17 protein-coding genes are annotated in these 26,023 nt (G+C 54.5%); 12 read left to right on the top strand and 5 right to left on the bottom strand.

Annotation, left to right across the window (positions count from 1 at the left end):
- The first annotated feature begins 37 nt into the window (after nucleotides 1-37).
- The 6 genes from B7994_RS10785 (at nucleotide 38) to mpaA (ending at nucleotide 8,880) form a co-directional block, all read left to right on the top strand.
- Nucleotides 38-2,077 carry a cell wall metabolism sensor histidine kinase WalK gene (locus B7994_RS10785; protein WP_088638471.1) on the top strand — a complete coding sequence of 680 codons (2,040 nt, stop codon included), beginning with the start codon at nucleotides 38-40 and terminating at the stop codon, nucleotides 2,075-2,077.
- 1 nt (nucleotide 2,078) lies between these two features.
- Nucleotides 2,079-2,786 carry a response regulator transcription factor gene (locus B7994_RS10790; protein ID WP_088638472.1) on the top strand — a complete coding sequence of 236 codons (708 nt, stop codon included), beginning with the start codon at nucleotides 2,079-2,081 and terminating at the stop codon, nucleotides 2,784-2,786.
- 10 nt (nucleotides 2,787-2,796) lie between these two features.
- Nucleotides 2,797-5,328, top strand: coding sequence for a hypothetical protein (locus B7994_RS10795; RefSeq protein ID WP_088638473.1), 2,532 nt, complete (start codon nucleotides 2,797-2,799; stop codon nucleotides 5,326-5,328).
- 125 nt (nucleotides 5,329-5,453) lie between these two features.
- Nucleotides 5,454-7,226 (top strand): ABC transporter substrate-binding protein, encoded by a 1,773-nt coding sequence (locus tag B7994_RS10800; RefSeq protein WP_088638474.1) that lies wholly within the window; start codon nucleotides 5,454-5,456, stop codon nucleotides 7,224-7,226.
- A gap of 121 nt (nucleotides 7,227-7,347) precedes the next feature.
- Nucleotides 7,348-8,136 carry a phosphatidylcholine/phosphatidylserine synthase gene (locus tag B7994_RS10805; protein WP_088638551.1) on the top strand — a complete coding sequence of 263 codons (789 nt, stop codon included), beginning with the start codon at nucleotides 7,348-7,350 and terminating at the stop codon, nucleotides 8,134-8,136.
- A gap of 39 nt (nucleotides 8,137-8,175) precedes the next feature.
- Nucleotides 8,176-8,880 carry a murein tripeptide amidase MpaA gene (gene mpaA, locus B7994_RS10810; RefSeq protein WP_088638475.1) on the top strand — a complete coding sequence of 235 codons (705 nt, stop codon included), beginning with the start codon at nucleotides 8,176-8,178 and terminating at the stop codon, nucleotides 8,878-8,880.
- Nucleotides 8,881-8,961: 81 nt separating this feature from the next.
- On the opposite strand, the gene B7994_RS10815 is transcribed toward mpaA, so the two are convergent.
- Nucleotides 8,962-9,636: a M15 family metallopeptidase gene (locus tag B7994_RS10815; RefSeq protein ID WP_088638476.1), complete on the bottom strand. Its 675-nt coding sequence runs from the start codon at nucleotides 9,634-9,636 to the stop codon at nucleotides 8,962-8,964.
- Nucleotides 9,633-10,202: a crossover junction endodeoxyribonuclease RuvC gene (gene ruvC / locus B7994_RS10820; RefSeq protein WP_088638552.1), complete on the bottom strand. Its 570-nt coding sequence runs from the start codon at nucleotides 10,200-10,202 to the stop codon at nucleotides 9,633-9,635. The genes B7994_RS10815 and ruvC overlap by 4 nt, the downstream gene beginning before the upstream one ends.
- Nucleotides 10,203-10,284: 82 nt before the next feature.
- On the opposite strand from ruvC, the gene B7994_RS10825 reads away from it, so the two are divergent.
- From B7994_RS10825 to B7994_RS10835, 3 genes are read left to right on the top strand one after another with little or no spacing between them, the layout of a single operon-like run.
- Nucleotides 10,285-12,165: a CHC2 zinc finger domain-containing protein gene (locus B7994_RS10825; RefSeq protein ID WP_088638477.1), complete on the top strand. Its 1,881-nt coding sequence runs from the start codon at nucleotides 10,285-10,287 to the stop codon at nucleotides 12,163-12,165.
- Complete coding sequence (locus B7994_RS10830; protein ID WP_233143177.1) at nucleotides 12,162-13,382, top strand: glycosyltransferase; 1,221 nt, start codon at nucleotides 12,162-12,164, stop codon at nucleotides 13,380-13,382. Before B7994_RS10825 ends, B7994_RS10830 begins: the two co-directional genes overlap by 4 nt.
- Before the next feature lie 18 nt (nucleotides 13,383-13,400).
- Nucleotides 13,401-15,425: an LTA synthase family protein gene (locus B7994_RS10835; protein ID WP_088638478.1), complete on the top strand. Its 2,025-nt coding sequence runs from the start codon at nucleotides 13,401-13,403 to the stop codon at nucleotides 15,423-15,425.
- 79 nt (nucleotides 15,426-15,504) lie between these two features.
- Here the strand turns inward: B7994_RS10835 and B7994_RS10840 are convergent, their stop codons facing one another.
- Nucleotides 15,505-18,126, bottom strand: a complete 2,622-nt coding sequence (locus B7994_RS10840) for an MMPL family transporter (protein WP_088638479.1) — start codon at nucleotides 18,124-18,126, stop codon at nucleotides 15,505-15,507.
- 208 nt (nucleotides 18,127-18,334) lie between these two features.
- On the opposite strand from B7994_RS10840, the gene B7994_RS10845 reads away from it, so the two are divergent.
- From B7994_RS10845 to B7994_RS10855, 3 genes are all read left to right on the top strand, one after another.
- A complete protein-coding gene (locus B7994_RS10845; protein ID WP_233143178.1) occupies nucleotides 18,335-20,644 on the top strand; it encodes a CotH kinase family protein in 2,310 nt (769 codons plus the stop codon).
- Nucleotides 20,645-20,771: 127 nt separating this feature from the next.
- Nucleotides 20,772-24,431 (top strand): methionine synthase, encoded by a 3,660-nt coding sequence (metH, locus tag B7994_RS10850; protein ID WP_233143179.1) that lies wholly within the window; start codon nucleotides 20,772-20,774, stop codon nucleotides 24,429-24,431.
- Nucleotides 24,432-24,527: 96 nt separating this feature from the next.
- Nucleotides 24,528-24,947 (top strand): hypothetical protein, encoded by a 420-nt coding sequence (locus tag B7994_RS10855; RefSeq protein WP_088638481.1) that lies wholly within the window; start codon nucleotides 24,528-24,530, stop codon nucleotides 24,945-24,947.
- 12 nt (nucleotides 24,948-24,959) lie between these two features.
- Here the strand turns inward: B7994_RS10855 and B7994_RS10860 are convergent, their stop codons facing one another.
- Together B7994_RS10860 and xseB are read right to left on the bottom strand one after the other, a co-directional pair.
- Nucleotides 24,960-25,736, bottom strand: coding sequence for an ABC transporter ATP-binding protein (locus B7994_RS10860; RefSeq protein WP_233143180.1), 777 nt, complete (start codon nucleotides 25,734-25,736; stop codon nucleotides 24,960-24,962).
- A 34-nt stretch (nucleotides 25,737-25,770) separates the two neighbouring features.
- Nucleotides 25,771-25,983, bottom strand: coding sequence for an exodeoxyribonuclease VII small subunit (gene xseB / locus B7994_RS10865; protein WP_088638482.1), 213 nt, complete (start codon nucleotides 25,981-25,983; stop codon nucleotides 25,771-25,773).
- Nucleotides 25,984-26,023: the final 40 nt, after the last annotated feature.

The following is a 26,023-nucleotide window of genomic DNA, read 5'->3' on the forward strand; positions in this document are numbered from 1 at the left end:
TATTTCGGCTAGTCTCCCCCTATAAGAAGGGGTGACGATGCGTTTTTCGAAAGGAAACCTGATTCTCATCCTCGTATTCGTAGGCGGCATCATCATGCCTACGGCAATCCTTTCGTTTCTCGGCTTCCGCAACATCCAGAACGAGATGTTCCTAGCCCAGAAGAACTTCGACGAGAACCAGGCAGCATTCCAAAAGGACATCGAAGACGCCATCAACAAGGAACAGGAAAAGATCTACCAAGAGACAAAGGCAGCCTCACTATTCCTGTACGAACAGCCGCGCAGCCTGCTCGAATTCGGCAATGCGGCATCGTTCAAGGATGTCGCCGGCATCGAGGCAATATTCCTGTACAACAACGAAAGCCTCGTCTACCCCGACATTTCTTCGAAGCATTTCTACAACACACACGACTTCTCTGCAATCGTAGCATCGCCGCTTGAACAGCGCCTGTTTGACGCAGAGCAGGACACGAGCCATAGCGAGAGCCTGCTGCCGAGACTCATGAAGAGTTCCTCGCTGTTTGAAACGCGAAACGAGCAGGTGCTGAACATTCTCGGAATCGTACGCCTCTGCTACAGGAACAAGGACTACAATGAGGCCCTCAAGTGGCTGAAGGTTCTCGAGAGCCACCCACACCTGCAGGGCTACCTGCACGCGGACCTCACCCGTTCCGTAAACCTGCTGCATTTCGAAATCCTCGTCAAGCAAAAGAAACACGCCGAAGCCGAAGACTACAGCCTTTCTGTACTGAACCAGTTCCTACAGAGCGAAAGCATCGAGGACATCCCCTCGGCCAAGTTCTTCTTCGAGACTGCGTTCTCGCAAATCCTTTCGTTCGAAGACCTCTCACAAGAAAAGCGCGAATCGTTCTGGAACCTGCGAGCGAACTTCAACCGCCAGCTCGGGTACATGGAAATCCTTTCAAAATACCGCAAGAACTTCGAAGAGCTGCTGGACAACGATTTCACGACAAAGGAAGGCATCCTCTACCGCAACGACAATGGTATTACCTTGTTCAAAATGGGATACCCGCTCCTTTCGGGCAACCAGATTGTCATAGCGAAAATAGACGAGGAGGCCTACCGCACAAGGCTCCTCGAAAAAGTAAAGAACATATCGCAACGCTGGAAAAACGTTCCCTTCTCCATTGTAGACGAGCGCGATTCCATTCTCGCGGGGAGCATTCCCGACAGTTCGAGCGTACTCTCGCAATCTAGGCTTTCAGAAGCATTCGCCTGGGAATTTTCGCTCTACGAAAAAGACATCAGCGAAATCCGCCAGGAATCCCGCCAGCGCATGTACCTGATGTACGGTTTGCTTCTGTTCTCGCTCATCACCGTCATCTTCGGTTCTTTCTTCATGTTCCGTTTCATTGTACAGGAACGCAGGCTACTCGCCATGAAAGCGAACTTCCTCTCGAGTGTTTCGCACGAGCTCAAGACTCCGCTTACCTCCATCAAGATGTTTGCCGAAATGATGGCCCGCGGGCGCGTCGCCAAAGTCGAGAAGGTGCAGGAATATTCGGGACTTATCGGCAAGGAAGCGACAAGGCTCGAAAACCTCATCGGAGCCATCCTCAACTACACGCGCATGGAACACGGCACGGGAGCCTTCAAGTGGGAAAAACTCGACTTCTCGGTATGTGCGCGCAAGGTATTCGACGCCGTTGAAGACATCGGCGTGGAGAAGGGGCTGGAATTCCATACGCGTTTCGAGCCAGGCGCCTACGTGATGGGCGACTACACGGCCCTATACAGCCTTGCACAGAACCTTATCGAGAACGCCATCAAGTACACGAATGCTCCTGGCGAAATTACCATCAGCGTGTATACCGAAGAAGACCGAGCCGTATTTTCGGTGACGGATACGGGCGTTGGCATCGATTCTTCGGAACAAAAGAATATATTTAATGACTTCTACAGGGTCGGTGACGAAATGACCCGCAGCACAAAGGGTTCCGGACTTGGACTTGCCATAGTGAAGAGAGTTGCCGAGACACACAAGGCAACTATCTCACTTTCAAGCAAGCTCGGAAAGGGTTCAACATTTACGGTTAGATTCAAGAAGGTGGACTGATATGCAGCACAAAATACTCATCGTCGAAGACGAAGAAATCATCAGGCTTGGGCTCCAGGATAACTTCGAGCTTGAGAACTACATCGTCGAAACCGCCGCCGATGGCGACGAGGCCGTTGCAAAAGCGGACTCGTTCCTCCCTCACCTGGTCATCCTCGATCTGATGATTCCGAAGAAGAGCGGGTTCGAAGTCTGCCGCATCATCCGCAAGAAGCACCCGGAATGCTTCATCATCATGCTCACGGCAAAGACCGAAGAAACAAGCAAGGTGGCAGGCCTCGAGATGGGCGCCGACGACTACGTGACCAAACCGTTCTCTATCTTGGAACTGCTTGCCCGCGTGAAGGCGTTCCTCCGCCGCACAGAAGTCGCCGCACCACAAGAAAGTATTCCACAGACAAACGACGCCATCGACTTTGCCGACATCCATCTGGATTTCAAGAAGTACGAAGCGACGAAGGCAGGCGAACCCCTCGAGATGTCCGCCCGTGAATTCCAGATCCTCAAGTACTTCTGGCAGCACCGTGGCGAGGTCGTACTCCGCGAAGACCTACTCACCGACATCTGGGGATACACACCCGACAATATGCCTTCGACCCGAACCATCGATAACCACATCGTGAACCTCCGTAAAAAACTCGAAGACGACCAGACAAACCCAAAGATAATCGTATCTATCCGCGGCGCAGGCTACAAGTTCGACGCATAGGGAATCAAGAATGTTCATCAGGCATCAAAAGAAAACCGCGGCAGCCGCAACCTGGAAGGCGAAATCAGTCCTCGCCATCCTGTGCCTCTGTGGCGTTTTCGCGCATGCCGAAAAGATGAATTCCACAATTCAGGAAGCCATATACGAATTCGAGATGAAGGGAGAAGTCGCAAAGGCAACCCGCCTCCTCGAGAAAGTCTCTACACAGGGCGACCGCGAAGACAAGGAAAGGGCGTTCTTCTACCTGGGCAAGATTAAGGAACTAGCAGGCAACAAGGCTTCAGCAAACTTCTACTACCAGCAGAGCCTCACTTCGACAAAGGAAATCAACAAGGCCTACTGGCTATCGGAACGAGAAGCTGCAACGGGGAACACGAGCGAAGCCCTCATCAAGAAGAAGGTGGCCCTGCGCGCCCCCATCAAGAAGGTTTTCAAGGGCGAGCCCTCGTACATCCTGCTCAGCAACGGCAATGTCAAGAAGGTCCTAGCCGATACCATTGTCGACGTACACACGGGCATTCCCGGCAAGTCCGACTTTCTGAGCATTGACGGTTCGGGAATCTGGTTCCAGACCAGTGCCAAGGACAGCCTTTTCTACAAGCCGCATTACAGCAAGTCTCCCCTGAAAGCCTATGCCATTCCGGCAACGACCGAATTCTACGCGAGGGGCGACAACGCTATCGCGCAGAACGGGCATACGCTAACCCTCCTTGACAAAAAGGGAATCGTCGCACAGATTAACGAGACCTACAGTGGTTGCCACATCGAGGGCTACTACTCCACGACAGGCCACTACATTCTCAACTGCACCGACAACGCACTACATTTCGTATCGCACGTAGACGGGACAGAGACCTATACCATTTCTCAGTTCGACGCCATCCAGAAGGTCCTCATCGACGGGAACGACATCCTGCTCCTTTCGGGCAACTACCTTTTCTGCTACCAGCCGAAACTCCGTTCCAGCCCCCTCTGGAAAATGCAGTTCAGCAATGCTGAAGAAATCCTGCCGTTCAACAAGCGCATCGCCGTCCTGGAAGCCTCCGGCAGAATCACATTACTCGACAAGAGCATGGGTAGTGTCGTGAATATTATCCGGAGCGACGCCGTCGCCATGCACCCGCTTGCCCTGGGCACGCTCGGCCTGTTCTCCAACGAGGGCGACCTCATTGCAGTAGACACGCTGCTCATGCCCATCTGGCATTTCAATTTCGCGCGCCCCATCATGGCGCCACCCATCTACACCGAGAACGGTATCCACCTCATTTTCGATGACGCACACCTAGTGAGCATCGCCCCGCACTACTACGGCAAGCGAGCACTGCAGTCCGACCTGTTCGCTCTCAAGGCATCGGCCATGGCCGAAGCGGGTGCGTGGAACGAGATTTCCCCGCTACTCGACACGCTTCTCAGACTCGAGCCCGGCAACGCCGAGGCTTGGCTCTACAAGGCTCTCATGCTCGAATCTACCGGCGGTAGCGAAAAGGAACGCCAGAAGGCCTGGTCCGAAGCGGTAAGGCTTTCCATCAGCACGATGCGCTCGAGTAACAGCATTCTGAACCGGTACAGCAAGGCCATCGGCGCCAAGTTCGTAAGCCTGCTGTCCATCTCGCCCAAGACAATGTACCCGCAGTTCTTCGGCCACAAGAAGAACCTCTTCACTCTCGACCCCGCAGCAGAAAAGCTCATTTGCATCAATGCTGACAACGGCGAAATACGGTGGTCCAGAAACCTCCCCAAGATGACGGACAGCCCTGTCCTAAGCAACGACGAGAACACGCTCGCGCTCGCCTCCGGATTTGCGCTCAACATCTACGACCTAGACAAGGAAACCGACCCGCAAACCGTCCAGCTGCCGGGCAAGGCGTTCAATATCCAGCAGACGCCGTCATCCATCTACATCGCCACATGGAACGGGTTCCTTCTCAAGATTACCAAGTCCGAAAACAGGCTCGCCTGGTCACGCAAGATCTATTCATCGCCCTTCCTGTTCACCCCGCACGAATCCACCCTCTACGCGGCAAGCCTCGATGGCGAAATAAAGTATATCGTCGACAACTCCGGCCAGCCGATGGAATCCAGCCCCAAACTCCCGATGACCATATCGCATATCGTGCACGCGGATTCCACCGTAGCAATCGCTACCGAAAACAACCGTCTATATTTATATAGTGCTAGCGACATCTCGCGCGAGCCCACCCAGATTTTGATGGAATCCCCCATTGCATCGCTCCAGACAACAAAGGGCCACGACGGCAACAACATCCTGGTAGGGCTTGCGGACCAGAGCATCCTGCTCTACTCGGCCTCCGGAACCCCGCTTTGGAAGTTCCAGGGCAAGAACTCCATCTTCATGAAGCCCTTCATTTCGGGTTCGCTTGCATGGATCGACCAGGGTAGCGAAGTCATATCGCTTTCGTTAAAGGACGGCTCGGTCGTCAACCGGTTCAAGACCCCCGGAGGGGCCGGAACACCGTTCGTAATGAACCGAACCCTCTATAGCGCATCATCAAAACGCATCCTTTACGGCTTTTCTTTGTGATATTCATCACATTTTGTAAAAAAATGCTTGCAATGTCCATAATTGCAATCGTTTATTCCATTTTAGAGTTACTGTAAAGAAATTTTAGTAGCAAAAATCATTTATTCTCACTAAATTTTAATAGTATGAGCATATTTGGTAAATTATTACGTATAACCTCAACATTCCCGATGGTCTTTACCGCGGGCATGTTCGTGGCGTGCGAAGATGAAACTGCAGAGAAAAGTGTTGCGGACAACTCGGAATACCCTCGTGCAGAAACACTATATATAGGTGGTTTTGACTGGGCCCCTCCGGCGACGTTCAACCCGCTGGACTATGACCCGAATTTCCCCATCGACGGAAATGTCCGCCTGATGTACGAGACTCTCGTCACCTATAACCAGATTACCGATAAGCTCGAGCCGATGCTCGCGGATTCGTTCACCAAGACCGATTCCAGCATCACAGTCCACCTTGACGAAAAGGCAAAATGGAACAACGGCACTCCGGTGACCGTCGAAGACGTCATCTTCACGTTCCACATCGACTCCATCCTCCCGACACCGCGTCACGGGAACTGGCAGTACCTTTCTTCCGTCAAGGACGACGGAAACAACAACATTGTCTTCAATTTTGCCCGCAATAACAGGAACCCGCTCATAATCCTGAACGCCATTGCGGAAACATCCATTCTCCCGAAGGCTGTATTCGAGCCGATTATCAAGGGCGCCAAGGAAGGCAAGAACTACAACTTCAGCAAAGTCGTAGAATTCAAGAACGATTCCATGCCGGTCGTCTCCGGACCTTACAACCTGAAGGCGTTCTCGCCCGACAAGATTGTACTCGAAAGGAACGACAGTTACTGGGGCAACGCGAACCACGGAGGCAAGCTGCCCGCACCGAAATACATTATCCATTCACTGTATAACGGCAACAACCATTTCAACAGCGCGATGACAAAGGGACACCTCGACGTGTCGTCGATTTTCCTCCCGCAAATCTGGAACAAGGCAAAGGACGGCATCCGTGCATGGAGCCGCGAAGAGCCCTACCACCTTCCGGGATCGATTACGACACTCATCATCAACCACAAGGTCGCCCCCTTCAACGACCCCGCATTCCGCAGGGCGCTCGCGCATTCCGTGAACTTCGAAAAGATCAAGTCCAGGGCGAACTCCAACTACACACCCGCCATCCAGGCCGGGTTCATCTTGCCGTTCGGACCTGAAGCCCGCTTCTTCAACAAGGAAGATGCCGACAAGTACGGATACTCCTACAACACCGAAAAGGCAAAAGAAATTCTCACCGAAGCAGGCTACAGTTGGGATGCCGAAGGCAAACTGCTCGACAAGCAGGGCAAGCCGGTGCGCGCCATCAGTATCGAATGCCCGCAGGGCTGGACCGACTGGGAAGACGCCATCAAGGTCATTGTGGAATCCTTCGGCGAAGTCGGCATCACGGCCGAGCAGAACTTTGTGGACTACAGCGTGTGGGACAAGAACCTGCGCCATTGCACGTTCGACCTCGCCATGAAGACGCAGACCGCAGAACTTTCAGCGGCAACCCCGTGGACCCGCTTTGACCAGGTAATGGGAAGTGTCGCCCTCAAGCCCGTCGGCGAAGATGCCTTCTCGAACCAAGGCCGCTTCAAGAACGACGATGCGAACCAGTTGCTCGCGAAGATTCCGACCATCACGTCGGAACAGGAACTCACGAACGCCTACCGCGAACTGAACAAGATATTCATGGAGACCATACCGGTGCTCCCGGTCATGTACCGCCCCACGCAGTACTACCAGTTCTCCACCAAGCACTGGACGAACTTCCCCACCGAGGAAAACCCGTATGCTCCGCCGCAGCACCTGATCGTAGCAGCCGGCGTGAAGGCCCTCTGGGAAATCCAGCCGGTCAAGTAATTTAATGGATTTTCAAAAAAAACGAGAGAAGGCTACCGCCTTCTCGTTTTTTGTCTTTCCACAGTTCTTTTCCTGGCAAAAAAAACTATCTTTCGTATGACACGTATAAGTGGAGCTTTTTATGGGTAAGACTCGTTTTATTTTGCCGAACGCATTCACCAGCATGAACTTTCTCTTGGGAGCCTTTTCCATCTGCTGGACGACAGGCGCTTTCTCCGCAAAAGACCCTATTCTCATGGGCGCATACTTCATTATCCTGAGTGTTCTTTTCGACAAGCTTGACGGCTTCGCCGCCCGACTGGTAAATGCGAGTTCCGAATTCGGAGCCCAGTTCGACAGCCTTGCCGACCTTATCGCATTCGGCCTAGCTCCCGCATTCAGCATTCTGTTCGCCTACAAGAATCTCGCCCCGCAGTTCTTTGACGCAAACGTGCCCCTGATGGCAGTAGCCTTCTCTGTCTACGTGCTCTGTGCCGCCATGCGCCTCGCCAAGTACAATGCCTGCGACGCAGACAGCTACCACCATCATTTCTCAGGCGTGCCCACGACCTTCGTCGGCGCAACCAACGCCATCCTCATCGTGTTCCTCAAGAACAAGGGCATCTTTGCCGATACCGAAAGCCTTGTTATCTACATTCCCGTCATTGTCCTGCTCATCACGGGCATCCTGATGGTGGCCCCGCTATTCCTCCCGAAGCTCCAGCCGCGCAAGAACAAGGCGTTCAACCTATTCCAGGCCGTGCTCATCGTTTTGACCTACATCGCAGGCTTCCTGTTTATCTCCGAAAAGATGTTCCTGCTGGAATACCTGCTCGTGCTCGTCGTGAGCTACCTGACAATTGGCCTTGCCGTCGGGCTTATCCAGCGCAACAAGATTATCGAAGAAGCGAAAGCCGAAAGCGACAAATAGTCACGCCCAGCAGGGCATAGAATAACGGGTCAATTCCAGATGATTTCCGGCGTTCTCCACCTGCCTCTAAAAAAATACGGCTGTACCACGCAGGGCAGTCCGCTCCATTACGCCCCCTGCAAAGGCCGATGCGACCTTCTTGTTGTTGCCGGAATTCACGGCGAAGAGCCCGAGACTACCTTTTTGCTGAGCAGAGCGCTCCGCCTTTGCGGAAGCCCGATAGAACATACCGCATTCGTGCTGTGCGCGAACCCCGACGGTATGGCGCTCGGGACCCGCGGAAACGCGAACGGCGTCGACCTGAACCGCAATTTTCCGACATCGAACTGGAGCAGCGAACCTGTACGCGTGAGGTCCGTACTTGAAGCGGAGCGCGACACGGAACTCTCCCCAGGGAAATCCGCCGGCAGCGAACCCGAAACGCAGGCGCTTGTCAGCCTGATAGAAGAACTTGGCCCGAAGACAATACTCTCGATGCATGCCCCCATCGGGTGTGTCGATGCACCGGAGAAGAGCCCGCTGGTGCAAAGCCTGTGCGATACATTCCGCCTGCCGTGGAAGCCCGATATTGGCTACCCGACCCCGGGAAGCCTCGGAACATGGTGCAAGGAAGCCGGCACGGGCCATTTGCAAAAAAGGCCCGAATGCATTACGCTGGAACTGCCGCGCCTGTCGCCGGAAGTGCTGTTCGACAGATACGGGAAAGAATTTGCCAAGTGGCTAAAAAAAATGTGTAATGTGTAGTGTAAAATGTGAAATGAAAAAAGAGTAACACCTTTCATTCCACATTCCACATTTCACATTATCTTTTAATCACCTGATCTTTTAAATAAAATACGGGTAGATATAGTCTTCAGCTAGCTGCGGGAGGTTCGCGAGGATGGCGTCCTTACAGGCGATATCGCTCTTCTCGTATATGCCGCGGAGTGTTTCCAGGGAAAATCCTTCCAGCAGTCTGCGAGACGTAGGCAGGTGAGCGATGTGCCAGCCTTCGGGCTTGATCTTTCCCCTGCCAGGGACGAACACACGGTTGAAGCCGAAGGCTTCGTTTGCGGCAAAGCGCGCATCCAGGAACTCATGGAATTTGGCAAACATTCCCGTACACTCGTCGGGAGTCAGTTGCACCTCGTAACCTTCGGGGCAAGCGTTAGCGTCGACTACGTCGATGTCGGTCCCCAGATGGTGACGGCTTGCACCGGGAAGCGCAGACCATGTGAGAATCGCATACATCAGTTCTTCTTCGTCAGCAGGGCGCTGCATGGGCTTACCGAATTCATCGAGCAGCGGGAGCTCGCCTGCGGCCTTGCGGTTCCAGATGGAAAGTTGTTTTTCGAACGGGCGGTAAGCCGATTCCAGACGAAGGCGGAAACCGTTCCCTTCTAGAAGTGCGGCAAGACGCGCGAGGTCATCGCAGATTTCTTTACAGACAAAATAACTGCTTTGAAATTCAACTAGTTCCGGCGAGCCAAGACCATAGGGCAACAGGTTTTGCGTACTCATTGGAGAGTTCCTCCCATCTTTTCGATAAGCGCCTTCCATTCAGAAACACTTGCCTTTTTCTTACGGCGAACCGGCCGGCCCTTCAGGGCTGTCGCAAGCGGCGCCGGGTTCGCATGCGTCCAGGCAATCGCAAGGGCATCGGAAGCATCGAGCGGAAGTTCCGAGGACTCTATACCCAGTTGTGCAAACACCATATTCGCGACCTGTTCCTTGGAGGCGCTGCCATCGCCCGTAACCGCCTGTTTCACGATTTTCGGCGGATACTCGCTGAACGACATCCCGCGACGGCGGCAGGCTACAAGAATCGCACCGCGGATATGCCCGAGTACGAGGGCACTCTTCGCATTCTTCGCAAAGAACACGCCTTCCATCGCAAGAGCTTCAGGGCGATACTGATCCAGCCTCGCTTCTAGTTCTGTCACGATATGCAATAGGCGGTCTTCGACCGGGAGAGTCGCCTTCGCATGGAACACGCCGTATTCGAGCACGTCCACCTTCCCTTTTTCCGCCTTCACGAAGGCATAACCCGTCGTGATAGAGCCGGGGTCGATTCCGAGTATAATCATGCCTTCTAAATTAGATAAATAGTTCTTCGGCATTATCCCTTTTGTCAAATTTCTTATTAGATTTTCAAGGAGAGAGGTTTTTATGGTCATCGATCAAGAGCACACCGGAATCATGCGCAAGAAGACACACCCGAGACAGTTGGGTGTCCCCCTAAACCGCTGGGGTAGAAACTTAATTTCATGTTGCCCATTCCACTCGCCCGAAGAGACGTCGCTGTTCTTCTACGACGCGCTGGGCTACTGGCGCTACCGCTGCCTGCAATGCGGCAGCGAGGGCGACCTCGTCGAATTCGTGATGAGAAGCCGTTTCAACGGCATGGATGAACAGTCCGCCCGCGCCGAAGCAACGGAATTCCTGGGAGCCCGCGAGCACGAGCAAGATGCAGACCCCGACGAACATCCTTGGATTAAGGAAATAGGCGGCGAAAAGTCGCGTGTTCTCGAGAACTTCGTACGCTACTGCCACTGGGCCGCCTGCAAGAGCCCGTCTTCGGCAGAATTCCTGGAAAGCCGCGGATGGAGCATCGGCCAGGCCCAGCTCTACGGCCTCGGCTACTACAGCGGTGACCCGGAACCGTTCTACAGCTACTGCATGCTTTCGGGCATCGAGCGTCACCAGGTTTCGTTCTACCTCGACAACCTTGAAGATTACCGCGAACCGCGCATCACTATTCCGGCACGCAATTCCAAGGGGCTCATCCATTCCGTGTACGGGCGTTCCATGGAGAACGACGGAGCGCACAACCCCTATATTTCCTACGCCTCGGGCCCGAGCGACATTCCGTTCAACATCCAACCCGACAACGACAAGCCTATCATCGTAGAAGGCATGTTTGACGCCCTTACCGCCGACCTCGCCGGAATCCCTGGCGTTGTATCGACCATGTACCAGGACCTCACGCTGAGCCACCTGTACAAGCTAAAGGCCTGTGGCGCTGAATCCATAACCCTCATTCTCCGCAGGGAGCCGAACCGCAGGGAACAGGAATTCCGCATTCAGAACTACCTGATGATGGCGGAAGCTCAAGGACTGCGATTCAAGTCCATCGTGCTGCCCGAAGGCGAGACGGTCGACCTGATGTTGCGCAACTACGGTGCAGACCACCTGCTGAACCTGATTGCAGAAACAGAAGAAGACACCATACATACTCACCGCCGTTCCGTGCTCCTCCAGGACATCAAGGAGAACTACGATACGGCGATGGGATGCCCGCCCAACGAATGCGTGGGATACACCCTCAACACGTTCCCACAGTTCACTCGTAAGATTGACGGTATCCAGTCCGGACTCTTCTATGTCTCCTCGAATCCGTTCAGCCTTAAGACCTCGCTACTTTCAAGCCTTGCTCTCGACCTTATCGAGAGCAACCCGACCGTAAAGCTCATCTATATCGCGCTCGAAACACCGCGACGCCAGATATTCGACAGGCTTATCGCCATGCGCATCGGCAAATCCGTCCTCGACGTTCGTAAGAAGAACGAAGACGAACAGGTGAACCAGATGATACTCGAGGCAACGCGCAAACTGATGGAGTTCGTCCGCGAAAACCGTCTGGAAATCTGGGAAGACCACCCCACGTTCGACAATACGGAACTGTTGGCAACACTCAAGGAAGAACAACGCCAGCACCCCGACCTCGTCGTGATGATCGATGGCATCGACCACTTCAAGGTTACCGACAGGTCCGACCTCGATGATATCCACGAGCGTCGTTCTTCCGCAATGCTTGACATCTACAAGTCGCTCGACATCCCGATGTTCCTAGGCGGCGAACTTGTCGATGAGGAAGGCACCCTCATCGCACCGCGCGCCTACCTTCGCGATTCCGACGCCATCTACTGGCTCGAAACCAAGGACGGCGAACATTCCCTGACGGTGAATTCCAAGCGGCTCGGAAACAACAACCTTTACAGGAGTACGCTTTCCATCGACCCGGAATCAAACCGCATCTGCGAAGCATGATGGGAAAAAAGATGGAAGCCGAAACAGGACGCAAGTTCACCATAATGGACTTCAACAACTTCTGGAGTCCCTCTGGCGGTGGCGTGCGACGCTACCACCTGCAAAAAATGGCATTCTACGAACAGCAGGGCGATGTGCTCGAAGTGTTCGTGATGCCCGATGCGAAGACCTTTACCGAAGTGCGCAGTGACGGACTGATTATCGAGCACGTAGAAGCCTTCCGTTTCCCCGGCAACTGGGAATACCGCTTCATGTGGAAGCGCAACCAGATTGCGCCCGTGCTCGAAAAGTACAGGCCCGATATTATCGAGGTAGGATCACCCTACATTTTGCCCACCGCAGTGCGCCATACCGCAAAGCGGGTCAGCCCAACATCCCGGCTTGTCGCCTTCTGGCACGCAGACTTCCCCGTGACCTACGTGGGCCGCCCTGTGGCCCAAAAACTCGGAGCCGGCATCGGAAGGTTTGCCCGCAAGGAGGCATTCTGGTATGCCCGAAAGGAATTCAAGGATTTCGACTGCATACAGGCATCCTCGAAAGAGGCAATGGCAAGACTGCGCAAGAACGGATTGCCAAACCCGCAATGGATCCCGCTCGGGTGCGATATCGGCATGTTCACCCCCGAAAAGCGGGACGAATCACTCGTAAGCGAACTCAAGGCCGGCAACCCGGATAGGCTCACGCTGTTTTTCCCACACAGGCACTGTAACGAGAAGGGTATCGACCTTGTCCTCGGGGCATACGATATCCTTGCCGAAAAATTGGGGCACGAGCCAGCAATCGTCTTTGCAGGTACGGGCCCGAGCCTCCCGCTGGTGCAAGAAGCCGCAAACAAGTACGAGCACGTGCGCTACGTCGGGTTCATCAACTCCATCGACGAGATGGCACGCTACTACGCAAGCGTCGACATCGGGCTTGCGCTATCGGGCTGGGAGACCTTCGGGCTCTCGATTCTCGAGAGCATGGCCAGCGGAAACGCGCTTGTCGGGGCATCCGCAGGCGCCGCATTCGAACACGTGACCGAATCGGGTGCAGGCACAATCCTCAAGGAACGTACGCCACAGGCCCTCGCCGAAGCGATTGTAGAACTTTACCATTCCGACCTCAATGCAATGAAAAAGCGCGCTCGCGCATATGCCGAGAAGTTCAGCTGGAACGACTGCTTTAAGCGACAGCTGAACCTCTACCGTAAAGTTGCAGAGAGTCCAAAACAATAATTGACCTCATTCCCGTTTATGAAAAAGTTTGAAATTCTTTTTGGCAAGTTAAGGCCGATATATGGCGCGATACACAAGCTGATCCTGATATCGCTCGCCGCATGGGGCGCGCACATCCTGCTGCGCATTCTTTTGCTGTTCCGCGACAATCCCTATGGCTTCCCGTTCGTATCGAAACCGGACTGGTTCATATTCCACGCCGTAAGCATCGACTTCATGTGGATATGCAAGTCTCTCCTGGTATTCCTCATTGCGGCTGTAATAGCCAGTCTTATCGCCAAGAAGCCCGAGCGCCCCGCAACTATTATCGTCAAGATCTACGCAATATTCCAGGGTATTCTCCTCCCGCTTACGTTCTTCGACAACGAAGTACAGCGTTTCCTCGGCAGCCACCTTTCGTTCAGCCTTGTCGATACCTACAAGGATACATCGTCTATCGTGATGTTCTGGGACTACATGGCAAACGACCTGAGCGTACCGTTCCTGCAAATTCCCGTACTGCTCCTGATTGTACCGCTTGCATATGCCCTATACAGGCTGCTGCAGAAGGTTCTGCGCGTTCCGGCGACCAACACGGGAGTTTTCTGCCTCAAGAAAAGTGTCATCGTGATGATTGTCTTCTACATCGCCTCCTACCTCTTCGTCTACTTTATATGGACAGGCGGATCCCGCATGACAAAACTGCGCCCGGTCGTCTCGCTCATATACAAGGACCTGTTTGTCAAGCAAAAGGCCGGAGCCGAATTGAGCGAAGAGGAACTTGCCGCATACAAGGCGAGTTACCAGGACCTGTGGCAGGCAATTGAAGGCGACACCCTCTGGAAATTCGAGGACAGCGACGCGGGCAACCACCTGCCGCTCTACCGCGTGCCCAGTGCAGAACTCCTGAATAGTGAAAAACTGCAGGCACAGCGCATCATGAAGCCGAACTTCATCTTGGTCCTCATGGAATCGCAACGCGGGCTAAACGTAGGCTATATGAACCCACAAAAGAGCCCCTCCCCTACACCTTTCATGGATTCGCTCGCAGCACATTCACACGCATGGATGCGCATGCACACCAGCGGAGTCCCCACCACGGGTGGAGTACTTTCGACACATATCGGCATTCCACACCATTCGCGCCTGCTGCAGGCGACCGACCTAGCCCCCATAAACCTCCCGAGCTTTGTATCGGTGCTTACGGACAGCGGCTACAGCACGCATTACCTGTCGGCGGCCGACCCGGCATGGGACAATCTTAGCGTATGGATGCACAAGTGGTACACCGCACAACACTACAACCGCGACTTCGAGGACGATTCCACATTCGTCGACCACGCGATTGAATACGTACGCGACACGCTCTCCAAGGAAGGCAAGCCTTTCCTTGCCACCCTCATGACGCGCTCAAACCATTACCCGTTCAACTTTGCGGCAGGCATGACCGACGAGGAGAAGAACAGGCCCCTCCAGGAACGCATCAATGTGACCATGGGCTATGCCGACAGGCAAATCGCGCGCTTTTTCCATGCTATCGAAAACGAGGATTGGTACCAGAACACCTATGTCATCGTAATGGCCGATCACGGATTCCCGCTAGGCGAAAATGGAGTCTCGACGATGAACGGCGGCGGATTCTCGAACGTGAGCTGGATTCCGTTCATGATTCACGGGAAGGGGCTTGACGCCGTACGCGATACGACGACCGCTGCACAGATCGATATCGCGCCCACCGTACTTGAGTTAGCTGGTTTTGCAGTGCCAAACATATTCATGGGACACAACTTGCTGCGCGTACACACTGCTGATTCTACATCTGTGCCGGAACCGCTCGCAGGCCTATCGCTCGGCGCTTACTCCGGCTATGCCGCCATCGGGCTGAACGGCTACCGCTTTATCGCGAAGTACCCCTCACAAGAAGAAACGCACATCTTTGCCGAAAGCGACACCCGCCAGGAAAATGAACTGACTGGCAAACTACAAAAAGAAGAAGGCCGCCTCTCAGCGACCCTCGACACTTTGCTCAAGATTTCGGACTACTCGCTCGAACGCGGGCTCTAAATCCTCAGCCAACGTTAAAAAAGGAAATCCCCGGTCAAGCCGGGGATGACTTCAATCTATTCGGGGATAACCGCAGGCTTTATTTCTTTTTTAACCATGTGCCACACAGGTACATGCAGAATACGATGCTCGTGATGAGGAACATCGCGATGCCGATGCAGGCCAAATCGCCAATGCCCTTCAACCCACGGTGCGTGGTAAACAGGAACCCGACAAAGCCCGCGATGGTCGTGGTGGAACTTGCCATCACGTTGCGACCCGTGGTATCCATCAGCTGACGCAGAGTCATGTTCTTGTCCGCCATCCACGAAGTAATCATGTGAATCGTGGAATCGATACCGATACCGAGCGCCATCGGGATGACAATCACGTTGTAGATGCTAATCTTCCCAAACTCGAACAGGTCGGTAAGGAGCCCGAGAAGCCCGAGCGTGAGTAGCGTTCCCATGCCAAACGAGATACAGCCCGCAAGGAAGAGTTTGGGCTTGCGGAACGATATCACGAGCGTTCCAAAAATCACGAGGATAATCACGAGCGCAAGCCTGAAGCTATCCTGCTTCACCGATTCAATCACGTCGGAGAGGATAAACTGCGACGAGAACGTACGGAGGTCTTCACCGTCAAAGTTCCAGCGGCCATAGCGTTCCTGGAACCTGTGCAGGGCCTTCGCATCCCAGCTGGGGAAAGCGCCGTAGATAAACCCGATCTTTCCGTAACTGCCATCCTTTTCACGAAGCAGGTCCAGCGCCCATTCCGGAATATCTTCGGCGGTAAACGTCTCTTCTACGCCGGCGAGTTTGCGGAGCGTTGCTATGTTCGCGGAATCCTGCCCTTCGGCGCGGTCGAACACACGGGCCTCGGCAAGATCACGGATTTCTTCGATAATTTCAAGGCGGGCCTTCTGCGAATCGAGCGAAGGTACAAACGTCTTGAGTGTAAGGAAGCTACGCAGCGTGGAATCCTTTTCCACATGCAGACGCACCATCAGGGTGTCGTAAAGCATATCGAGCTGTTCCGACTTGCTCCCCATCACTGCAGCAGGCGTAGAGGTTGCACGGCTGTTCGTGCGGGTCACACCCGTGGCGATACCGTTGCTCTTGTGATTATTTTCTGTCGACACGCGGCGCAAGTTACGCAGGTTGTGTTCGAAATCCACGTCCTGAGCAAACCAGATGGAAACGGCGCCAAGGGCAAAGCCCGCAAATGCCGCATACTTAAAGAACCTGAGGATCTTCGATTCGTTCCAGGACTTGGGCAGCAGGCTGTTTTCGGGAGCCTTCGGGATACCGCCCATGCACTTGATGAACACAGGAAGCACGAGCACCGAGGTGAGCATACTGAACAGCACGCCGCTCGACGCCACCACGCCGAATTCATAGAAGCCGCGGAAATGAGCAGCAAGCAAGGTAAGGAACGCAGCAATCGTCGTGAAACTTGCGAGGATAAACGGCTTCAGCATCTTGCGCTGTGCGGCCTCGAGAACCTCTTCGAGCGTCGCATACTTGTGCATGAGTTTCTGCGACGTGCCGAGAATATGGATAGAGTAGTCGATGCCAATACCCAATATGATAGAGGCGACAAATACGGTGAACGGGTTGAACTTGCCGTAGATGAGCGCAGTAAACGCGAGCGTGGGGATACAGGCGTAGAGCACGGATGCCGTCACGAGAATCGGGCCCTTCACGCTCCTGAAGAAAATCATCGTGAGGAGGATGATAAGCACGAGGCTTATGCCGAACGAGAAGATGGAATCGTTCGCGACATCGTCCACTTCCTTGAGGCCCTCGTACGTGCCTTCCACGGAGAAGCGCGTGGGCACGGGGTATGTCTTGCTGCTGAAATACGCAAGCAGGGAATCGGTACGCGCCAAGATATGCGTCACGAACTCGTAATCGGTAGAAGGCTTGATGAGTTTCGCGTTCACCACGCCGTTGAACAGGATTTTGCCGGTGCTGTCGGGCTGCGGGCAACCGATGAAGCGGGTACGCAGTTCCGGCGGGACAGGCTTCTTCTTGTCCCATTCCTCGGCATCTTCCTTCTTAGAAACTTCTTCCTTCTCGTTCTTCTTGAAGAAGGCATCGAACGCGCCGACGGCTTCGTCAGGGAGGCCTAGTTCCTGCGGGATATCGGCACTGAACCACACGCGTTCCTTTTTGGCAGGGGCCGGCGCGGATCCACCTGCATTGCCGGCGGAATCCGGAGCGGAATCATCGCCCAGCAGGTCAACGACAAGCGGGCCGTTCTTGCGCCCGATTTCCAGCTGCAGGTCTTCGAGGTTGTCGCGGATGTTCTCGAGGTACTTTACCGGCAGGTAGAGGAGCGCATTGTCCTTGAAGAACTTGTTGTCGTTATCGACCTGCGTCGAGACGAAATCACCCTGCCAATTCTTGTGGATGTATTCGCTGATGGAATCCTGCAGTGCGGCCACCAGGTGCACGTCTTCACTCTGGATGGCAATCATGAAACGGTCGGTGCTCCCGAATCGCTGATACGACTCCTCAAGGGCCTTCACGCTAGGAGTATTTTCGGGAAGCAGGTGCGAGAGGTCGGCGTCAAGCTTGAGACCCGGCTTAAACAGGATGGGGACGGCCAGGAGTACTGCAAGGAGGAGGTAGAAGGCCAGAGCCTTGTACTGATGCCTGCAGATCAGGGGGATATACCAGTTGGAAAATCGTTCTATTAGTGATTTCTTGCTCGCCATAATGGCTAATATAACAAAAAAACGGCGTTTTTTTACCCCTAAAACGGGTTTTGCGGCCACTTCCTGATATTGCGCAAATTTAGCGGACGAACGTAAAGTCTGTAAAAAAAACGGACCGACTTCCACAGCGGCCATTTTAGATAGTAAATTTCCCAGTATGGTTAGTATGGCTCAATCAAAGTTTTATTGTATAGGCATTTCCGCGATTTTGGCTACAGGTCTCGGAACATGCTTCCTTGGATGCTCCGACACCTCCTCTGCCGCCGAATCTGACGTAATAATTCCCATCCCGACAGAACCCATCCACGTCGTCGAAGAAGAAAAAGTGCAGGTACAGCTGAACGAAATCGCTCCGCTCAACCTCGCCTGGCTAGACCAGGACGGCGACGACCCCGCATGGGTAGAAATCTACAACGCGCTGGACAAGGAAGTGAACCTGAAAGGGTTCTCGCTCGTAGAGAACCTGACCAATCCGCAGAAATGGGTTTTCCTCGACGAGACAATTCCAGCCAAGTCCTACCGCACTGTGTTCCTCGACAAGAAGGACGTCCGTACAGTCAAGGGTACCGCAGACGGCATCGATGACGAAGGAAACACGCTGCACGCGCGCACGCACACGAACTGGAAACTCAACAAGGATGGCGGCACGCTCTACATCATCGACAACCACAACGCCATCCACGACTCAATTACCTACCCTGCTCTCCCCGCAGGCATTAGCTTCGGGCGGACTTCCGACGGTTCCTACAAGTACTTTGCGAACGCCACTCCCGAAGCGGCGAACGACGATGCAGGCGCATTCGCGACCCTTGCCCCACATTTCGACTTCGGCACCAAAAGCGCCGGCTTCTACACTGGCGAAATCACGATCGATCCACCGACAGTTCCCGAAGGCACTACCGTCCGCTGCATGCAGAACGGCTCCAAGCCGACCGAGGATTCGCCGGCATTCTCCGAACCGCTAACCCTATCCAAGAACACCGTACTCCGCTGCGCCGCGTTCCAGCCCGGCGCCCTCACCACCGAAGTCATCACCAGGACTTTCTTCATCGACGAGACTGTCCGCATGCCAGTTGTCGCCGTAAGCGTTGATTCCGCATTTTTCAGAGAAGCCTACATCAAGACCGACGCCAGTTCCCCGAAGAGCGCCCCCGCGGGGCTCTTCGAAGACACCGAATTCCCAGTGCACGTAGAATACTTCCCCGATGGCAGCAAGTCCACCAGCCCTGCCTGGGAAGTCGATGCAGGAATTTCCATCATGGGCGGTTACAGCAGGCTCAAGGACAAGAAATCCGTCGCTATCGTGATGCGCGAGCAGTACCAGGACGGGAAAATCGATTACCCGCTGTTCGAGACACGCAAGGAGACCAACAGCAAGTTCCGCGGATTCAACCTGCGCAACAATGGAAACCGCATCGCTAGCGACTACATCGGAGACGCGATGGGCGGAGCCATCCTCGAAGGGAGCGGAGTCGACTACCAGCGTAGCCGCCAGGTGGTGGTGTTCTACAACGGGCGTTACTACGGCATCCACGACATGCGCGAGCGCTTCAACAAACACTATGTAGAAACGAACTACGGCATCGATGCGAATACCGTCACCATGGTAAAGCATCTCGGTCACGAAGTCACCGCCAGCAACGGATCTACCGACGAATACATGGCTATGCTCCACTTTATCGCCAACAACGACTTCAGCGGCGAAAACAATGCGAACTACGAGATGGTCAAGACCATGATGGATGTAGGCAACTACGCCGACTACATGGCTGCAGAAATTTTCGACCACAACGGCGACTGGCCCAACAACAACGTACGCGCATGGAAGAGCCCCGAGCAGCCGTGGAAATTCATGATCTACGATCTTGACCACGGATTCGACTGGACATGGGGCGTAAACAACGGCGAGTTCGACCAGGATACAAAGATTTTCCCGTGGATTAGGAAGGGCGGCGGAAACAAACCCTGCATAAACGAGGGCTGCTTCGCAAATATATACGTACAACTTATCAACAACCCGGACTTTGTCCGGCTCTTCCTGAACCGTTCCGCCATCATGTTGCAGAACAACCTGAACGGAGCCAATGTGACCCGAGTGGTCGATGCAATGACGGCGACCATCGATACCGCCGAAATATCCCGCGACATGAAGAAGTTCAAGCAAGACGAAATGTACTACAAGAACTCCTGCGGAAAGGGATTCAGCAAGACCGGTAGCTGTCTCAAGGATTGGTGCATGACTCGCGACACGACAGTCATAGACGACTACAAGAACGAATTCGGCGTGAAGGGCATGATTACCGTGAACATCAACGCCTCAGGCTCCGGCCACGTACTAGTCGAAGGAAAGGCTGTTCCGGCGACATATGCCGGCAAGTTCTTCAGCGGCGTGGCAATGGAACTGACAGCCGAGCCGACAAACGGAGGCGTTTTCACCGGATGGGATGACGGTGTTACACAAAACCCGAGACTTGTTGCTCCGACAGACGGCGTCACATATACGGCCTTATTTAAGTAGTCGACTCGAAAAAGCGGCTTTAGAGCCGCTTTTTTTATAAAAAGATTGACCACACAGGCTGGTTTTTTCTAAATTTATGCATAAAATTGAATAAACGCATAAAAGTAAAGATTCAACGGTTCGTGCCATGGACAAGAAAATGACTTTACGCGAAGCTTTTGAAAGCAAGATGATGCTGCTCGATGGCGGCATGGGTTCTGTCATTCAGACTTACGGCATCAAGGGCGCGAACAACGACATGCTCTCCATCGAAAAGCCGGATATCATTCTCGATATCCAGCGCCGTTACGTGGATGCGGGCGTGGACTGTTTGACGACGAATACTTTCTCAAGCCAGCGCGTCAGCCAGCACGAATACCACCAGGAACACCGCATTGCCGAAATGAACCGCGCTGCCGTGAAGATTGCGAAGCAGGCCGCGGCAGAGGCCATGGAAAAGTTTGGCCGCCAGGTGTACATTCTGGGCGACGTGGGCCCCACGAGCAAGATGCTCTCCATGAGCGAAGACGTGAATGACCCCGCGAGCCGTAGCATTACTTTTGACGAGCTGGAAGATGCCTACCTGGAACAGATTCAGGTGCTGGTGGAAGAAGGCGTCGATGCGATTCTGATTGAAACGATTTTTGATACGCTGAACGCGAAGGCCGCCGCCAGTGCATTCACCAAGGTGATGGAAAAGCGTGCCGCAGACGCAACCGCCGCCGGAAAAGCTGACGACATCAAGCCCGTCGAGGTCATGTTCTCCATGACGGTGAGCGACGCCTCGGGCCGTACGCTTTCGGGCCAGACGGTGGAAGCATTCGCCGTGAGCGTGATGCACATGCATCCGCTTTCTATCGGCCTCAACTGCGGTCTCGGTGCCGACGGTATGGTGCCCTACCTGCGCCGTATGGGCAAGGTCGCGCCCTGCTATATTAGCTGCCACCCGAATGCGGGTCTCCCGAACCAGTTCGGCGGTTACGATGACACGCCCGAAGACATGGTGCGACTCATGGGCGTGTACCTGGACGACAAGCTGGTGAACATGATTGGCGGTTGCTGCGGTACCACACCGGAACACATCGCCGCCATGCGCAAGATGCTTGACGCATTGCCCGCCGATTACGAACGTCGCAAGCCCGCGCCCAAGTACGCCACAAGCCCGCTGCTCCGCCTCGCCGGTTTGGAACCGCTGTTCAAGGAACAGGTGCGCCCGAGCAATGGTGCCGACAGCTGCAACGCCGAAGATTTTGTGAAGGTGGGCGAACGCTGCAACGTGGCAGGCTCCAAAAAGTTCCTCCGCCTCATCAACGAAAAGAATTACGAAGAAGCACTCGACATCGCCCGCAAGCAAGTCGAAGACGGCGCCGACGTGATCGACGTGAACATGGACGATGGCCTGCTGGACGCTACCGCCGAAATGCAGACCTTCTTGAACTTACTTGCTTCGGACCCGGCCATCAGCCGCGTGCCGATTATGGTGGACTCTTCCCGATTCGAAGTGATCGAAGCGGGCCTCAAGTGCGCCCAGGGCAAGTGCATCGTGAACTCCATCTCTCTGAAGATGGGCGAAAAGGCTTTCATTGAGCATGCGCTCACCATCAAGCGCCTCGGCGGAGCCGTCATCGTGATGCTCTTTGACGAAGAAGGCCAGGCCACCAATTACGAGCGCCGCGTACAGATTGCCGCCCGCGCCTACGACATCATGGTCAAAAAGCTCGGCTTCGATCCTTCGGACATCATTTACGACCCGAACGTTTTGACAGTCGCTACGGGCATGGCAGAACACAATGCCTACGCCATCGACTTTATCCGCGCCGTCCGCTGGATTATGGACAACCTGCCCGGCGTGCGCATCTCGGGCGGTCTTTCGAACCTTTCCTTCGCCTTCCGCGGCAACAACTACCTGCGCGAAGCGATGCATACCACCTTCTTGCATTACGCGATTCCGAACGGCATGGGCATGGCCATCATGAACCCGAGCGCGATTATCGAATACAAGACGATTCCGCTGGAACTTCGCATGGCCATTACCGAAGTCATCTACAATACGGAACCGGATGCGAGCGAAGCGCTCATCGAAATTGCAAGCCGCATGACCGCAGCAGCCGCTGCCGCCAAGGAAGCGGGCACCAAATACGACCCGAAGGCAATTTTCGCCATGAGCACAGGCGCAAGCTCTGCTGACGACAACGCCAGCGCTGCCGCCGAAGCAAAGCCTACCACGCCCGAAGAACGTTTGCAAGAAGCCTTGCTCAAGGGAACTTCCACCACTCTTCAGCCGGACTTGATGGAACTCATCAACCGCGGCGATAGCCCGGTGGGAATCATCTCTGGCCCGCTAATGGACGGCATGAACGAAGTCGGTCGTCGCTTCGGTGAAGGCAAAATGTTCTTGCCGCAGGTGGTCAAAACCGCACGTACCATGAAGAAGGCCGTGGAAATTTTGCAGCCCTACATCGAGGCGGGCAAGGATGCCAACGCATCGAGCCGCGGCAAGATTGTGATTGCCACCGTCAAAGGCGACGTGCACGATATCGGCAAGAACATCGTCTCCGTGATCATGGCCTGTAACGGCTACGAAATGGTAGACCTCGGCGTGATGGTTCCCGAAGATGTGATTGTGAAGGCGGTCATCGAAAACAAGGCCGACATCTTGAGCCTTTCCGGACTGATTACGCCCTCGCTCGAAGAAATGTGCACCGTGGCGAAGGCCATGCAGGCCGCAGGCCAGCACATCCCGATTATCGTCGGCGGCGCAACGACCTCGCCCACGCACACCGCCGTAAAGATTGCCCCGTGCTACGACGGCCCCGTATTCCACGTGCGCGATGCCGCAAGCAACCCAGGCCTCGTGCAAAAACTCCTCGATCCGACGACCGGCGAACAGACCATACAGGAAAATCGCGAAGAACAGCAGAGAATCCGCGAAAAGCAGGAAGGCATAAAGGCCGGCGCCGCAAGCGCCATGGCCGCTGCCGAAAAGACGCCCGAAGAACGCCGCTACCAATGCGACTGGAGCAAGTACCAGCCTGTGGAACCGCCGTTCATGGGCGAAAGCAAACTCCCGCCCATCGCGCTCGAAAAAGTCATCCCGCTTATCAGCTGGGAATACTTCTTCTTTACCTGGAAAGTCAAGGCCGACTGCGAAGAAGCGCAAAAACTCAAGGCCGATGCCGAAGCGCTCATCAAGTCGCTCGCAAAGCCCGAATATGCGCTGCGTGCCGTGCAGGCGTTCTACCCTGCAGCCGGTACGGCAAGTTCAGTCATCTTTAACACGGGCCGTACCGGCACCGACTCCGACCTTGTCGAAGTCGCCACGGCACGCCAGCAGAACCCCGAAGGCACTTGCCTCGCCCTCTGCGACTATGTGGCGCCTGCCAACGCGAACACCGCAAGCGTCTTCGCCGCTCCCGCCGGTAAAAACGTATTCCGCGACATCGTGGGCGCCTTCGCCGTCACCGTGAGCGACGCCTTCGTCAAGCGCTTGGAAAAGCTCAAGGCCGAACAGGGCGGCAGCGACTACGACGTTCTCTTGATGCAGACTGTCGCCGACCGCCTAGCCGAAGCTGGCGCCGAATACCTGAGCCAGGAACTTGCACGCATCAAGGGCTGGAAGGGAATCCGCCCGGCCGTCGGCTACCCCGTGCTCCCGAACATCAAGGAAATCTTCAACGTGGCAAAACTCATCGACTTCGGTAGCGTAGGTATCAGCCTCACCGAGAATGGCGCCATGTACCCCCAGGCATCCGTCAGTGGGCTCTACATCAGCCATCCCGAAGTCGACTACTTCCAAGTTAAAGTATAACGCCCTATTGACTTCAGGCTCCTTTTTGTATAGATTGTGACGAGGGTATAATCCCGCATAAGTTGCGCATTTTCGATATGGTGAGGTACTATTGTAATGAAAGACAGACAAGATCTTCCTGAACTGGCAAAAGGGTACCTTTTCACCATCAAAATCAGTTTCGACAACATTCTCCCCGACAAGGCTGAAGAATTCGCAGAGCTTGCGAACAACCTTTCGGCTCGTTGCCGCAAGATAAAGTTCCTCAAGGAAAACACCAGCGATGTCTTCACTATCGTCGAGATATCCTTCGACGAGTTCGAAGACTTCCTTGTCACGACCTGCATCAAGAACGAGTACCTCAAGAGTTTCCGCATGACCATCGATCACTACTCGTCGAACATGAAACTCGTATATAGCGAAAAGTTCTTTGACTGCAAGGCCGTGTACGTAGAGGAATTCGCCTACGACAAGTTCGATACAAGTCAGGAACGCCTAGTCAAGACCATCGGCGTCAAGTGCAAGCGCGGGCATTAAGCGCCCGGCAAGTCAGCGGCGTACCGTAGGCACGCTTTCCAGAAGTCTCTTTGTATAATCGTGCTGCGGTTTTACGAGTACATCGTTTGCCGCGCCACGCTCCACGACACGCCCAAAGTACATCACGAGCACGTCATCTGACAAGGCGCGGACAACCTGCATATCATGACTGATAAACAGGATGCTCAGTCCGAGATCGCAACGCAGGGTGTTGAGCAGATGCAGTATCTGCGCCTGCACCGAGACGTCGAGGGCGCTCGTCACCTCGTCGCACAGAAGAATCTTCGGCCTTACCATCAGGCTGCGCGCTATGCACAGGCGCTGCCTTTGCCCGCCAGAAAACTCGTGGGGGAATTTTGCAAGTGCTTCGCGGGGAATCGAGACACGATCCAGCAATTCGCACGCCCGGGCATGGGCTTCACTAAACGAGGCTTTTCGAGCCATAAGCGGCGCGGTCAGGATTTCTTCAACGGTCTGGCGCGGGTTCAGGCTGCTGTACGGGTCCTGGAACACCATCTGCACCATATCACAAACTCGCGCACCCTTTTCGTGAGCATCGTGAACAAACCTTCCACCCTGAACCTCGCGGCCAAAGAGCTTTATACTCCCCGACGCAAGCGGAGCAAGGCCGACCAGAGATTTCGCCAGGGTCGACTTCCCGCAACCCGACTCGCCCACTACGCTCAGGATTTTCCCCTGTTCCAGGGTAAAGGATACGCCGTCAACAGCGGTGAAGTAGTCCTTCACCTTGCCCAGTACGCCACCACGCACCGGAAACCTGACCGTCAACCGCTGCGCCTCTATGGCAGGGATGCCGCCCAAATCAGGCATCGGCCTCCCCATCCAGGCTTTCCAGTGCCCCTTGTACACTTTTTTCCGTATCCAGCAGGATTTGCCGGCACTTTTTCAACAGTTCGGTTGCCTCCTGGACCTTACCAGCAAGTTCGTCGATTTCCATTTCGGAATTGTCGATACGTTCAAGAATCGCCTCCAGGCGCTCCATCGCGTTCTTGTACTCGAAGTTTTCTTTGCTCATACAATGGAATATAGTTAATCGAAGAAAGAATAAATTACAT

The sequence above is a fragment of the Fibrobacter sp. UWR2 genome (assembly GCF_002210285.1).
In the GTDB taxonomy this organism is placed as follows: domain Bacteria; phylum Fibrobacterota; class Fibrobacteria; order Fibrobacterales; family Fibrobacteraceae; genus Fibrobacter.

Excerpts from the sequence above, each read along its gene's own strand:
- B7994_RS10785 (WP_088638471.1), top strand. The coding sequence starts at position 38 with ATGCGTTTTTCGAAAGGAAACCTGATTCTCATCCTCGTATTCGTAGGC.
- B7994_RS10790 (WP_088638472.1), top strand. The coding sequence starts at position 2,079 with ATGCAGCACAAAATACTCATCGTCGAAGACGAAGAAATCATCAGGCTT.
- B7994_RS10795 (WP_088638473.1), top strand. The coding sequence starts at position 2,797 with ATGTTCATCAGGCATCAAAAGAAAACCGCGGCAGCCGCAACCTGGAAG.
- B7994_RS10800 (WP_088638474.1), top strand. The coding sequence starts at position 5,454 with ATGAGCATATTTGGTAAATTATTACGTATAACCTCAACATTCCCGATG.
- B7994_RS10805 (WP_088638551.1), top strand. The coding sequence starts at position 7,348 with ATGGGTAAGACTCGTTTTATTTTGCCGAACGCATTCACCAGCATGAAC.
- mpaA (WP_088638475.1), top strand. The coding sequence starts at position 8,176 with ATGATTTCCGGCGTTCTCCACCTGCCTCTAAAAAAATACGGCTGTACC.
- B7994_RS10815 (WP_088638476.1), bottom strand. The coding sequence starts at position 9,636 with ATGAGTACGCAAAACCTGTTGCCCTATGGTCTTGGCTCGCCGGAACTA.
- ruvC (WP_088638552.1), bottom strand. The coding sequence starts at position 10,202 with ATGATTATACTCGGAATCGACCCCGGCTCTATCACGACGGGTTATGCC.
- B7994_RS10825 (WP_088638477.1), top strand. The coding sequence starts at position 10,285 with ATGGTCATCGATCAAGAGCACACCGGAATCATGCGCAAGAAGACACAC.
- B7994_RS10830 (WP_233143177.1), top strand. The coding sequence starts at position 12,162 with ATGATGGGAAAAAAGATGGAAGCCGAAACAGGACGCAAGTTCACCATA.
- B7994_RS10835 (WP_088638478.1), top strand. The coding sequence starts at position 13,401 with ATGAAAAAGTTTGAAATTCTTTTTGGCAAGTTAAGGCCGATATATGGC.
- B7994_RS10840 (WP_088638479.1), bottom strand. The coding sequence starts at position 18,126 with ATGGCGAGCAAGAAATCACTAATAGAACGATTTTCCAACTGGTATATC.
- metH (WP_233143179.1), top strand. The coding sequence starts at position 20,772 with ATGGACAAGAAAATGACTTTACGCGAAGCTTTTGAAAGCAAGATGATG.
- B7994_RS10855 (WP_088638481.1), top strand. The coding sequence starts at position 24,528 with ATGAAAGACAGACAAGATCTTCCTGAACTGGCAAAAGGGTACCTTTTC.
- xseB (WP_088638482.1), bottom strand. The coding sequence starts at position 25,983 with ATGAGCAAAGAAAACTTCGAGTACAAGAACGCGATGGAGCGCCTGGAG.